Below are 13,683 nucleotides of genomic sequence, written 5' to 3' on the forward strand. Positions count from 1 at the left end.
ATCGTCCCCCTATTTCTTTAATCTTGGGTCAAGTGCATCTCTTAGACCATCACCAAATAAGTTAAATGCAAGGATTATAATACTTATTGCTACAGCTGGAAACATTAATCTATATGGATAAGATGCTATTCCATCAAGTGCATCTGAAGCTAATGAACCTAGTGATGCAAGTGGCTTACTTACACCTATGCCTAAGAAACTTAAGAAAGCCTCTGTAAATATTGCAGAAGGTATTTGTAACATAGTAGTTACAACTAATTGACCTACACAGTTTGGAAGCAAATGTTTAAATATTAATCTTTTATTGTTGGCACCAAGAGCTCTTGCTGCACTAACATATTCCATTTCCTTAAGTTGTAAAACTTGACCACGAACTATTCTTGCCATACCAACCCAATAAAGCAGACCATAAACTATAAACATGGCTAAAATACCTGGTCCTAGAGTTTGCAACACACCAACAGAATGCCCCGAGTCAAATGCCTTTGTTAAAGGATCTTGTAACACTATTCTTAGTAAGATAATAACTAGCATGTCTGGTAGCGAGTAGATTATCTCAACAATTCTCATCATTACCATATCTACTTTTCCACCTACAAGACCTGAAATAGAGCCATATATAGAACCTATAACTAATACTATAAGAGCTGAACCTATTCCAATTAATAGTGATATTCTCGCTCCTACCATAGTTCTTACTAGCAAATCTCTTCCAAGCTTATCTGTCCCAAACAAATGTTCAGCGCAAGGTCTTAAGTTTTCATCTCCTCTTATTTGCTGATCGTATGTATAAGGGCTTAAATAAGGCCCTATAAACGCAAATACAATAAATAATAATATTACTATTAAAGAAATCATTGCTATTTTATTATTCTTTAATCTTCTCCATGCATCTCTCCAGTAACTAGTATTTTCCCCCATAGTAATTAGGCTTTCTTGTTCTTGTTTAGAAACTGGGATAAAATCCTCTGGAGATAATTTTAGTTGTGTGCTAAATTTATTACTTTTTTCTAGAATCATAATATTTATCCCCCCTTACCTAATCATCTAACTTAATTCTAGGGTCTACTAATTTGTATAAAACGTCACAAAGTAAATTCATTAATATTACAAATGTAGCCAAAAATACAGTTGTACCCATTATAATGTTATAGTCCCTTGCATCTATTGCTTTAATGAAGTATCTCCCAAGTCCTGGAATGTTGAATACTTTTTCTACAACAAATCCTCCTACAAGAGTAAATGCAACTAAAGGACCTAAATAAGTTATAACTGGTATTAATGAGTTTTTAAGAGCATGTTTAAATGTAACTACAAATTCGGACATTCCCTTTGCTCTTGCTGTTCTAATATAATCTTGACCTAAAGCATCTAACATACTTGAACGCATTAATCTTGTTATATAACACATAGGGTAAAATCCCAAGGTGAATACAGGTAATATATAACTAGACGGACCACTTAATCCATATGTAGGTAATATTTTTAATTGAATTGCAAACAGCAACATTGACGCTGTTGCAATTACGAAAGACGGTACTGCAATGCCTAAAGTTGATATTACACGAATTACACTATCCTGCCATTTTTCTCTTTTCAACGCGGATAAACATCCTAGTGGAATTCCAAATAATATTGCGAATATAATTGACATTGCTCCAATTTTTGCTGATATAGGAAATGATTGCTTGATTATTGTCATGACTGGTACATTTCTTTGAAGTTTATAACTTACCCCCAAATCTCCATGCAATAATTGTTGAAGATATATTTTGTATTGTTCAAATACAGGCTTATCCAAACCATACTTCTCATTTAATGCTTGTTGGGCTATTTCATTTGCTTTTTCAGAAGCAAATGGACTTCCAGGTACTAGTTTCATTAAAAAGAATGTAATAGTAGCTGCAACAAAAATAGTAAAAATAGCCATTAAAATACGCTTAAAAACAAACTTTGCCGTGTCCATCTTTTTTCCCCTTTCTTATTTAACCTTTAATTTATACATTAACAATAACTTTTTTACATTTGTTTATTTTTTCATATTATCGATGTTTTTTATTTACTTAAATATTAATTTAGGCCTAATTCAAAGTCAATATTTGGTAATTTACATTTTCAGATAAATTAATCAGAAAATTTACATAATTCATTTAATTAATATGTTTTTCGTTGTTTTTTTCTAATAAAAAATAATATATCTTGTACTTCCTTGTATTTTTTTGTATAAATATTCTTTTAACAATTAGTTTATATGCATAATTTAATGAATTTAACAATTAAGTTTTAATTTATTATATGTAAATAGAAAAAGACAAAGTTAAAATAATTAACTTTGTCTTTTTCTATTTACATATTTCAGATAAATTTATTTTCTCTCTTTTAAACTCTTTGTATAAGAATAATGCAATTATAAACATAGCAAATAAATCTGATATTGGCTGAGAAGCCCATACTCCCTTTAAACCATACATCTTTGGAAGTATTATTATGACTGGTATTAATATAATCACCTGCCTAAGTAAACTTAAAAACATAGACTTTTTAACTTTACCTATGGATTGAAAATAAACAGAACCAAGAACTGATACTCCAACTATAGGTATCGTAGTTAAATGTATATTTGTACCTTCAATTGCCATATTCATTAAACTTTCATCTTTTGTAAATATTCCAATGAAAACCTCTGGAAATAATTTAACTAAAATAAATCCTATAGTTAAAATTATTGTACCATACAAAATTCCAAGTAAAAGAGTTTTTCTAGCTCTACCAAATTGTTTTGCCCCATAATTATAAGCAATTATAGTTTGCATACCTTGGCTTAGTCCAAATATAGGCATTAAAAACATTAGCGAAATCGATGTAACTGCTGTCATAGCTCCTATAGATAAATCTCCTCCATATATTTTTAATACTTTATTTGTAACTAAGTGTATAGACCCAGCAGCTAACTCCATAAAAAATGGCGTTAGGGCTATAATTAATATTATTTTCACTAATTTTTTATCTAATTTTATATTTTTGAGTCTTAATTTTAAGTTTGATTTACCAAAAGTAAAATAATAAATCGACCAAATAAATATAAATAACTGGCAAACCACCGTACCTATTGCCGCTCCTTTTATACCCATACCTAATCCAAATATGAATATGGGGTCTAGTATTAAGTTAAGAACACATGATGTTATCATCATTCTAGCAGATAATTTTGGATTTCCCTCACCTCTTATACAACTATTTAGTGCAAATCCAGGTAAGTTAAACCAAGTTCCTGCAAAAATCACACTCATATAATCTTTCGCATATTTTATAGTATCATCACTTGCTCCAAAAGCATAAAGAATCTTATCTAAGAAAAGTATTCCTATCAACACCATAATAATTCCTACGATAAATTCTAAAGCCACTGTACTTCCCATTATTTTTTCTGCTTCTTCTTTATTTCCTTCTCCAAGTTTTATTGATATATTGGTACTTCCTCCTACAGCTATCGCCACACAAAAAGCTCCAAGTATGGTAAATAGCGGCATAGTAATTCCTAGTCCTGATATAGCTAAAGCACCTACATTTTCCATGGAACCTATATATGCTCTATCAACGGTGTTATATAATGAAGTAACCATCATAGCAAGGATGGCAGGAACTGAATACTTAATCAGTAGTTTGCTTATATTTTCATGTCTTAATGCTCCTTGATTTTCCATTATGTCTCCTATCCTACCATATCATAAGTTATACAAACAGGTTTTTTAGATCTAGGATCTTCCACAATTTCTGCGTCAATATTAAATAATTCTTTAAGATTTTCCTTTGTCATTACTTCATGAGCACTTCCCTCACAAGATATTTTCCCTTTTTTTATTCCTATCATATGATGAGCAAATCTTGCTGCATTATTTAATTCATGTATAACCATGACAATTGTTGTCTTATGCTTTTCATTTAATTCTTGTAATAAATTTAATACTTCTAGCTGATGAGCTAAGTCTAAATAAGTAGTTGGCTCATCTAACACTAGTATATCTGTTTGTTGAGCTAGTGCCATTGCTATCCAAGCTCTTTGTCTTTGACCTCCAGATAAAGCTTCAATTGGTCTATCTCTAAATTCTTTTATTCCTGTAACCTCCAATGCCCAAGTTACTATATCTTCGTCGTCTTCTTTTAATCTTCCAAACCCTTTTTGATGTGGAAATCTTCCATAAGCTATCAACTCTTCTACTGTAAGTCCTTTTGGTGCTTGTGGACTTTGAGGCAGTACTGACATTATTTTAGCTAAATCCTTTGAAGATTGTTCTTTTATATTTTTTTCATTTATAAATATATCACCACTTTTAGGCGTTAATATTCTTGCGATAGTTTTTAAAATTGTAGATTTACCGCAACCATTGGCACCTATTATAGTTGTTATTTTTCCACTAGGGATTTCTAAATTCAAGTCTTTAACAATATCTAAGTTTCCGTAAGATATATTTAAATTATTAGTTCTTATAGCTGTCATAATTTTTACCTCTTTCTACTCTGCTAACATTAAATAAATAAAGTATGGTACACCTATTATTGCTACAACTATTCCCACCGGAATTTCCATAGGTGCTATTATATTTCTTGATATGGTATCTCCAACTAATAAAATCAACGTACCTATAAGTGCGGAGATTGGAATTAACTTACTATGCTTCGGGCCTACCAACTTCCTGGCTATATGTGGAGCAACAAGTCCTAAAAATCCTATACTTCCTGCTACAGATGTTGACACACCTGATAATACAACAGCATAAATTATTAATTTTCTTTTTTCTTTTTCCACTTCTATTCCTAACCCCTTTGCAACTTCATCTCCTAGATTTAGTGCGTCTAAATATCTAGCTTTATAAAGTGTAAGTGCCATTATTATTAATATAAACGGTAAAATTGCCATTACATATTTCCAGTTAGAACCCCAAATACTTCCCGAAGTCCAAGCCATTACTCTATTGAATTCTTTTGTAGTAAATTTAAGTTGGAAAATTGTAAGTAATGAAGTGAATGCTATATTTACTCCTATACCTATTAATAATAATCTTGAAGAGCTTATTCCCTTATTCCATGCTAATATATAAATTAAAAAAGCAGCGAATAGTGCTCCGCTTAAAGCTACTATTGGCATAGTGAATATGGTTAAGTTACTTACACCCTCATATACGTTTCCATTCATAAAATAAATATACATTACTACAAATAAGGCTGACCCTGAATTTATACCAAGTATTCCTGAATCTGCTAAATCATTCTTGGTAACACCTTGTAAAATTGTACCTGCAGTAGCTAAAGCAATTCCTACTAATATGGCAATTACAATTCTAGGCAACCTCAATTTAAAAATAGCAATCTCATGGGCCTTAGATCCTTGCCCTAAAAAAGTTTTTACTACCTCAAATGGTCCTATTGATAAAGATCCCATATTTAAGCTAACTAAAAATGTAATTAGTATGAAAACTAATAATATTCCTGTGATTAATAAATATTTCTTGTTCTTTTTCATCAACTTTTAACTCTCCTTTCTCACAAGGTAAATAAATATTGGAACTCCAAGAAGTGCTGTTAAAGATCCAATTGGTGTTTCATATGGAGGGTTAATCATTCTTGCTGATATATCACTATATACTAATAAAATTGACCCAAACAACATTGAAAATGGAATTATATATTTGTAATCTGCTCCTATAATTCCTCTTATTATTTGAGGCACTATAAGTCCTACAAATACAATATTTCCAGCTACCGAAACTGATGCTCCTGTAAGTCCTATCACAATTATTAAAGATATAAATCTTACTAAGTTAGTCTTTTGCCCTAATCCTATGGCAACTTCTTCGCCTAAACTTAAAATTGTAACCTTAGGTGCCATTATCACAGCTGCAATAAATCCAATTCCTCCAACTATTAAAAGTAATTTTACGCCTTGCCACTTAGCTGATGTAAGTCCGCCAGCTATCCAAAAACTTAATTCCTGCGATAAGTTAAAGTACATGGAAATTCCCATTGCCAGTGAAATTAACAAAGTTCCCATTGCAGTACCCGCTAACGCCAGTTTTACAGGGTCAACTTTTCTAATACTTCTAGAACTTATAAAATAAACTAATAATCCACTTATACTAGCTCCTAAAAATGCAAATATCATTTTAATAAAACTATTTAGAACTAAGTTAGGATAAATTCTTTGTAAAACTAAACCTACAGCTATCATAAAAGTCGCTCCTTGAGTAATTCCCATAACAGACGGTTCAGCTATAGGATTTCTTGTGATACCTTGCATAATAGCTCCAGACACCGCTAAAAAACCACCAACTAGCGCGGCTGCTATAGCCCTTGGTATTCTAACATCTCTAATTATTTTTGTATTTATATCATTTTTATCAGAAAAAATACTACTTATTATTGTTCCTATATCTATATTTTTTGCACCCAGTGATATTGACACTACTATCCCACCAATAAGTACTATAATTCCAAGTGTCATCATTATTAATGCTATTTTTTTCTTCTTATTCTTACCCACTTACTCTCCTCCTTATAAGGTTTTCTTAGCTTTTTCATCTAGTGATATACATTCAATTTGTCATAATTATTGAATAAAATTAAAGAAGGTGAGGAAATCAGATCTTCTCCCCACCAACTTGATTTATTATTTTATAACAGCGTCTTTAACAGACTCTAAGATTAATTCTCTTCCTATTGGATTGTAAGCTTGAGAGAAATATGGACTTGCATCTAATATAGTTACATTCCCTTCTTTTACAGCTCTTATTTCTGACCAAACTGAACTATCTTTTAGGTCTGATTTATCTGACTGCGTTGCTATTACTATTATGTGATCAGCGTCTATTTCTGATAATCCTTCCATTGTAACAGTTGGTAGAGTTATACTATCTTGCTTAGGCATATTGGTTGGTTGAGGTAACTTCATATCTTCTTTTAACACTGTTCCTATTCCACCTTCACTAAATACCATAAACGAACCTGAACTTGCTAAAACTGTTAAATAAGTAGTATCTTCACCATTAGCTGATTTTATCTCTTTACCTAATTTTTCAGCTTTTTTATAATAAGCATCTAGCCAAGACTTTACTTTGTCTTCTTGTCCAAATAAATTAGCCACATCTTTTAATTTTGCTTCCCAATCATTTGATTTATCTTCTAGCATAACTGTAGGTGCTATTTCTTTTAATTGATCATATATTTCTTCTTGTCTTGGTGCCATTATAATTAAATCTGGCTCTAAAGCAAGTATTGCTTCTATATCAGCTGTTTCCATCATTGAATGTCCCACTACTTTTGCATCACCTAATGAATCTTTCATATATGAAGGTACTTTTTTTGTATCATAAGAATCTACGTTTGCTGTACCTACTACATTTTGCCCTAATAATAATAATTCTTCACTACTTCCTGATATATCTACTATTTTTTGGGGTTTAGCTGGTATTTTTACTTCTCCCTTTACTGTCTCAACTACCCTTGTATCTTCCTCTTTTTTTTCTGCTTCATTTGAAGAACAACCTATTAATCCGAATGTTGTAAGTGCTAATGCTAGCACTGCTAATACTTTTATTTTTTTCACGTTTATATCTCCTTGTTGTTATAGCATTAATTATCATTATTCATTATAAATAATAATCATTATCATTTTTGTATTTCAATTATATCATCCATTTTTTTTTCGGTCAAGAAAATTATAACTATATTTTTGGAAATCAAAAATATAGTTATAATAATCTCATTCAATTAGTCGCTTCTTCTCTTTTCTTTTCTTAAATAATAACTTTAATCTTTTCGGGTAATAACAATTGGTAGAAATTTTTATTTATTATGTCCATTTCGTAGTCAAAATCAGTAATTTTTATATCATATTCATAAATACAACATATATCTTAGCTAATAGTTCTACCTCTGCATAATATGTTGACAAATCTAAGTTATTAAAAGTTTTTATTATTAAATCTACTGCTCCTTTTGCATAACTTTGCCCAATCTCTACACATCCACCTAATATTCCTGAATTTAAATAAGTTTAGTCATTTGAATAAATTGGTTGACTATTATAATAATACTTAAGTTTGTGACAATAAAAAAATCCCCAAATAGGGGATTTTTATACTAATATTTCATATATATCAGATAATTCCAATTCTGTATTGTAATTACTTATATCATAAATTTTATAATCAATACACTCATCACATCTATTGGGAAGTATTATTTTGAAAGTACTACCTTCGCCAACTTTACTTTCAACACTAATATAGCCATCATGAAGATCAATTATGGATTTTACTATGCTTAATCCTATCCCACTACCTTCATTTTCTCTGGTCAATGATTTGTCTGCCTGAACAAACCTTTCAAATATGGCAGTCTTATCACTCTTTGATATCCCAATACCTTCATCTTTTATATTAATTTCTGCAAAGTCATCATTAACATATATATTAACATAAATATTTTTATTTTCAGGAGTGAATTTTATAGCATTTGAAAGTAAATTTAACAAGGCTCTCTCTATCATAGATGGATCACATTTTGCTATAAATTCTTCTTCGTTTGTGTCAAATTGTATATTAATGAATTTTAATTGAGCATAATTTACAACAGATAAAGTTACATCCTCAACTATGGCAATTAAATTATAATAGTCAAATTTTCCTTTTAATATTCCTGTTTCTATTTTAGAAATATCAACCACATTATTAATTAACCTTAACATCCTCTTGCAATTTACATGTAATGTTTTTCTATATCTTCTATACATCTGCTTAAAATCTTTATCTGATTTTACTAGTGAAATATCAAGAAGTTGAATTGTTGAATAAAAAATATTTATTGGAGTCCTAAGCTCATGAGATATATTAGACATAAATTCAGTCTTCTCTTTGTTGTATACCTTTAATTTTTCTAACTCTAATTCTTTACGTATTAATTTTGATACATCCATATAAGTTATGGCAAACTCTTTTTTTGCATCTAAGGTTTCAATAACTTGTAATGAACAATCAACTGATCTACTTTCATCTGGATTTTTAATTATTCCTCTCCATACCCCTTTAGTATTTAAGCTTTTTATAATTTCATCCTTATTCTCTAATTTATTAGCTAATACTGAAAATGACAGCTTAACTCTTTTTACATCTTCAGGAGAATTAATTTTGTAATAGTCCTTAAACTTCTTATTACCATATATTATTTCTCCATCTTCTCTACAAATAAACATAAAACTATGTTTATGATTATCAGTTAAATTGTAAAAAAGACTTAAATTTTCATTAAGTATTTTTGTTCTATTTATGTACAAATATAATTCAATAAAAGACCCAGCAATAATAATCAAAAATATTATGTACGTAATAGACACCGATGTTAACTTCACATAAAATGATGTTGTATCTACTGCATATACTGCATAAATTGCTTTTATAGCTAGCATAAAAATACTAGAAGCTAATACTACAAATATATATTCTTTGTCTTTAATACCTATAGCAAGTAGTCTTATTGCACAAATAAAGTATACTGATGTTAGAAAATAATTATATATTATAAAAAAATCCGTACTATAAAAATAATGAAGAAAGTAAAGATTTTTTTCTACCAAATTAAATAGTATCGTATATAACACTACAAATATAATTGATATTTTTTTATTATTAACAATTAATGTTTTAATTTTACTTTTAGGCATTATAGCTATTAATAGCAAAATAATCCTAAGAATAGAAGTAGATACAGTGATATAATTAAACAAGTTATACTCTTCATAATAAAAACTAAGAAAATCTATTTGTCCAGATACTATTCCTACAGATAATCCTAGATACATTAAAGATATAACAAAAATGCTATCTTTTTTTAATCTATTATAAGAAATTAAACAACTCCCAAAAGCCAATACCGATAGTATAGAACTAAAACTTCTTATAAAAAATAAAGTCGATTCTAAGTAAGATTTTTCTTCCCCTATTTTAGAAAATATATTAAAAACATAAATACAACAAACTAATAATACAAAAAATATTATCTTTTCAAATAGTTTCTTTTCTTTTTCTATTAAGCTCCTATCACTTATGATATTGTTAATCATAAATTTAATCCCCCTATATATATCTCTCTTTTATTTTGCTATTTTTGATAATATTACACAAATATATAGTAACAAATTTTCATTAATAAATATAGCATTTATGAGAATTTAAAAATCCTAGCTATTGTTTAGCTAAGATTCTTTATTATTTTCAAATTCATTATGCAAATAATAAAAGTATGCTTCATCTTTATTATCAAGTCTATGTAAAACTTTGCATTTTACATTTTTCCATAGACAAATTTTTATGATTATTAGAAGTAAAAAACCATGAAATATAGATTTATATCTATATTTCATGGTTTTTTATACTATTTTATACTGTTTTTTGTTGTAATTAATATGTATAATATGTCCATATCCTAATTTAATACTTAATATTTTATCTAGAGGTATCTTTTCAATGGAACAGATTATGGATTTTATAACACCACTGTGGCATAATATAGCAATATTAGTATCATAATTTTCTTCACATAATTTTCTAAATTCACTATTTGATCTTTCATAACATTCTTCAAATGTTTCCCCATCTTTAATTCTAAAAGTTGATAGTTTTTTCCCTCTATTTTCATACTGTTTTTCATATTTCACTTTAATATAATCAAAGGATTTATTTTCCCATATCCCCATATTTATTTCCACAAGTTGATTGTCTACATGATAAGGAACATTTAAAATAGACGATATAATCTCTGCAGATTTTTTACATCTATTTAAGTTACTTGTATATATTTTGCTAATATTTTTATCCTTTAAATATAAACCTACTAATTCAGCTCTTTTAATACCTTTTTCACTTAAATTAATATCTGTGATTCCTATGCACTTTTTTATATTATCTTCCCAGTATAGCTCTCCATGCCTTACTAAATAAATATTCATATTTCATCCTTTTTTAAATAGAGTTAATTTTTCTCTTTCCACTATATAAATTAATATATTCATCTGTGTACATTAGATTTATATGTATTTTTAACATTCCCATTTCATAAGACTTCTTAATCCTTGGGTTTTTTAACAACAAATCTTTAATCTTTATTTTTAATTTTTTATTGTCATTAGATAAAATTATTTTTTCCTCTTCAAAAAAAACAAGTTGTAATTTTAACTCATAGTAATTATCTATATTTTCCACATCTACTTTATAATTTGTAAGGTTATTAAAATTAAATAAATTACTATCTATAGAATTAATATTTATATACAAATTTTTACCTATATGAGCCCTATCATCCATTCTATATCTTAATTGGTCTAGTCTTTTTAAAACACTAGAACAGTTACAACTTCCTACTGCAAAAGATGATATGTCTCCTGTTGCATACCTTATAAGAGGCATTGCTTCTCTTGTTAAAGTAGTAATTAATATTTCCCCACTTACTCCGTCTTCTACTTTTTCTTTTGTCACAGGATTTACAATTTCTACTATCAAATCATTTTCTCTAATATGCATTCCCTCATGATAATTACAGTCGACTGCACATCCAAGGCCAGTTTCTGTCATTCCAAAATGATTAAAGACTTCACAATTATATACATTCTTTATTTTTTCAATCAATGTATTATTTACCATATCCCCACTTAATAAAATACTCTTGATTTTTATAGGCAAATTTTCTTTTTTTATATATCTTCCTAAAGCTAAAATTTCAGTTGGCATACCTACAATAGAGTTTACTTTATTATTTATTATGATATCTGTAGTTTTTTTAAAAGAAGATAAAGTCCCATTCATAACAGGTTTAACCTTCATAATTTCTAAAGATTGTTTTATTAGATCCCCCACACTATTTTCTCTTTCAAAAGGAAGCATAATCATCATTACATCATTTTTTTTAACAAGAAAACTAAGTCCTTGTATAAAAAAATCAATTGTAAGTTTTTGATCTTCTTCAGTAAAATAAATTCTTTTGCATTTACCCATTGTTCCAGATGTATCTAGTGAAACTATTCGACTTATATCACTTTGATGAACACAAACCATTTTATTTCCATTTTCAATAATATCATCTTTATTAATAATTGGTATTTTGTGTAACTCATCTAAAGAATTTATTTCATCTAAATTTTTATATAATTCTTTATAAAAAGGTGAGTTTTCTTTTACATATTTAATTAAATTATTTAATGCATTTAATTGATATTTTTCTAGTTCTTCTCTACTTAAATTGTTCTTTACTTTAATTTTTTCACATATCCAATTATCTAATCTCATACATTATCTCCTATACAAACTTTTATTATCTATATTTGTTAAGTTGTATGCACAAAAAGGTATAAGTTTCATATCTTCACTTACTACATGTATATAACATTGTTTTAGCCTATCTAAATCCACATTCCATACATCTTGGAATAGCATGGCAGATATGGCCAAAGTATAATTATCAAATCTATCTAGAAAATCATCTAAAGATTTTGTAAAATTATTTTTAGCATCTTTTTTATTTGAGGAATTTTTCACAGCTGACCATTGTTTTGCCACAAATTCTCTAGATTGTTTTGAAGAAGTTGGTTTGCAACAACAATTGCTTTTACTACCTAAAGGCTTTAAACTTTTATCCTCATTTACTAGGAAATTTCCATGAAAAGAACAGTATGAATTTTCTGCTCCACCACCCATAAAGTTTTCTATTTTCATCTTACCTTTCATTTGTTTTTCTATTTCTCTTAACATTTTTGGAATTGTTATTCTATAGCTTTCATCTCTATTTTCATATCTTCCAAAGAAGCTTACTGGTTGAAAATGTACTCCCCTTATGGCAGGCATATTATCTATTGCAAAATTAATAATTTTCCCTATTTGATTAACATTTACATCTTGCATTATGGTAGGAACAAGAACTACTCCTACTCCTGCTTTTTTACAATTTTCTATGGCCTTTAGTTTTATTCTAAGTAATTTTTTACCTCTAAGTTTAGAATATACTTCATCACTAAGACCATCAAATTGTAAAAATACTGTATTTAATCCTGCACCACTCAAAGCTTTTATATAATTTTCATCTTCTCCAATTCTAATACCATTCGTATTTAATTGAAAAAATGTAAAACCTTTTTCTCTTCCAATTTTAATTATCTCATCTAGATCATCTCTAAGAGTTGGTTCTCCTCCTGATAGCTGAATATTATAAGGACCTCCACACTCCATCAAATAATCATAGTATTCACTAATTCTTTCTATGCTTATATCTTCCTTTGTATTTTCATTTGATGAAGCAAAGCAAATAGGACATTTTAAATTACATCTATTTGTTATTTCCATTAGTACACAACAAGTTTCTTGTCTATGTTCACCACAAATGCCACAATCATATGGACACCCCTTATTTACTTTACTACTTACTACATCAGGAGTTTTAAATTTTTCCACATCACTCCAAGTTTCGTAATCCTTTCCTTCCCAGATTAGTGTTTTAAAAAATCCATGTTCTTCACAAGATTTTTCCAAATATACTTTATCTTCATATTCTACTTTTTGCCCTACTATTTTTTTAAAACAATAAGGACATAAACTCTCAACTTGACCTAATATTCTTCCCATAGTTTACCCCCAGTAATATGTT

At 28.5% G+C, this 13,683-nt stretch carries 11 protein-coding genes; all 11 read right to left on the reverse strand.

The genetic code is table 11. The features are described 5' to 3' along the window. Positions 1-9: 9 nt before the first annotated feature. The 11 genes from JW646_RS03400 to trsS all read right to left on the reverse strand — a co-directional run bounded on the left by JW646_RS03400 (position 10) and on the right by trsS (position 13,661). Entirely contained in the window at positions 10-1,020 is a 1,011-nt protein-coding gene (locus JW646_RS03400) for an ABC transporter permease (protein ID WP_074918493.1), read from the reverse strand. Between the two features lie 19 nt (positions 1,021-1,039). Beyond that, complete coding sequence (locus JW646_RS03405) at positions 1,040-1,966, reverse strand: ABC transporter permease (protein ID WP_074918495.1); 927 nt, start codon at positions 1,964-1,966, stop codon at positions 1,040-1,042. A 376-nt stretch (positions 1,967-2,342) separates the two neighbouring features. Continuing rightward, positions 2,343-3,704: an MATE family efflux transporter gene (locus tag JW646_RS03410; RefSeq protein WP_228416621.1), complete on the reverse strand. Its 1,362-nt coding sequence runs from the start codon at positions 3,702-3,704 to the stop codon at positions 2,343-2,345. A gap of 8 nt (positions 3,705-3,712) precedes the next feature. Beyond that, positions 3,713-4,498, reverse strand: a complete 786-nt coding sequence (locus tag JW646_RS03415; protein WP_228416622.1) for an ABC transporter ATP-binding protein — start codon at positions 4,496-4,498, stop codon at positions 3,713-3,715. 15 nt (positions 4,499-4,513) lie between these two features. Next, positions 4,514-5,521: a FecCD family ABC transporter permease gene (locus JW646_RS03420; RefSeq protein WP_228416623.1), complete on the reverse strand. Its 1,008-nt coding sequence runs from the start codon at positions 5,519-5,521 to the stop codon at positions 4,514-4,516. Between the two features lie 6 nt (positions 5,522-5,527). Continuing rightward, complete coding sequence (locus JW646_RS03425) at positions 5,528-6,538, reverse strand: FecCD family ABC transporter permease (protein ID WP_148557933.1); 1,011 nt, start codon at positions 6,536-6,538, stop codon at positions 5,528-5,530. Between the two features lie 126 nt (positions 6,539-6,664). Further along, a complete protein-coding gene (locus JW646_RS03430) occupies positions 6,665-7,600 on the reverse strand; it encodes an iron-hydroxamate ABC transporter substrate-binding protein (RefSeq protein ID WP_074918506.1) in 936 nt (311 codons plus the stop codon). Positions 7,601-8,131: 531 nt separating this feature from the next. Next, positions 8,132-10,114, reverse strand: a complete 1,983-nt coding sequence (locus JW646_RS03435) for a sensor histidine kinase (protein WP_228416625.1) — start codon at positions 10,112-10,114, stop codon at positions 8,132-8,134. A 306-nt stretch (positions 10,115-10,420) separates the two neighbouring features. After that, positions 10,421-10,999: a histidine phosphatase family protein gene (locus JW646_RS03440; protein WP_228416626.1), complete on the reverse strand. Its 579-nt coding sequence runs from the start codon at positions 10,997-10,999 to the stop codon at positions 10,421-10,423. 13 nt (positions 11,000-11,012) lie between these two features. Continuing rightward, positions 11,013-12,332 (reverse strand): DVU_1553 family AMP-dependent CoA ligase, encoded by a 1,320-nt coding sequence (locus JW646_RS03445; RefSeq protein ID WP_228416627.1) that lies wholly within the window; start codon positions 12,330-12,332, stop codon positions 11,013-11,015. Positions 12,333-12,335: 3 nt separating this feature from the next. Then, entirely contained in the window at positions 12,336-13,661 is a 1,326-nt protein-coding gene (gene trsS, locus JW646_RS03450; RefSeq protein ID WP_228416628.1) for a radical SAM (seleno)protein TrsS, read from the reverse strand. Positions 13,662-13,683: the final 22 nt, after the last annotated feature.

The sequence above is a fragment of the Terrisporobacter hibernicus genome (assembly GCF_020809405.1).
GTDB lineage: Bacteria > Bacillota > Clostridia > Peptostreptococcales > Peptostreptococcaceae > Terrisporobacter > Terrisporobacter petrolearius.

What these genes read in the sequence shown, in the direction of transcription:
- JW646_RS03400 (WP_074918493.1), bottom strand. Translation starts at nt 1,020, where the DNA reads ATGATTCTAGAAAAAAGTAATAAATTTAGCACACAACTAAAATTATCT.
- JW646_RS03415 (WP_228416622.1), bottom strand. Translation starts at nt 4,498, where the DNA reads ATGACAGCTATAAGAACTAATAATTTAAATATATCTTACGGAAACTTA.
- JW646_RS03405 (WP_074918495.1), bottom strand. Translation starts at nt 1,966, where the DNA reads ATGGACACGGCAAAGTTTGTTTTTAAGCGTATTTTAATGGCTATTTTT.
- JW646_RS03440 (WP_228416626.1), bottom strand. Translation starts at nt 10,999, where the DNA reads ATGAATATTTATTTAGTAAGGCATGGAGAGCTATACTGGGAAGATAAT.
- JW646_RS03435 (WP_228416625.1), bottom strand. Translation starts at nt 10,114, where the DNA reads ATGATTAACAATATCATAAGTGATAGGAGCTTAATAGAAAAAGAAAAG.
- JW646_RS03445 (WP_228416627.1), bottom strand. Translation starts at nt 12,332, where the DNA reads ATGAGATTAGATAATTGGATATGTGAAAAAATTAAAGTAAAGAACAAT.
- trsS (WP_228416628.1), bottom strand. Translation starts at nt 13,661, where the DNA reads ATGGGAAGAATATTAGGTCAAGTTGAGAGTTTATGTCCTTATTGTTTT.
- JW646_RS03410 (WP_228416621.1), bottom strand. Translation starts at nt 3,704, where the DNA reads ATGGAAAATCAAGGAGCATTAAGACATGAAAATATAAGCAAACTACTG.
- JW646_RS03420 (WP_228416623.1), bottom strand. Translation starts at nt 5,521, where the DNA reads ATGAAAAAGAACAAGAAATATTTATTAATCACAGGAATATTATTAGTT.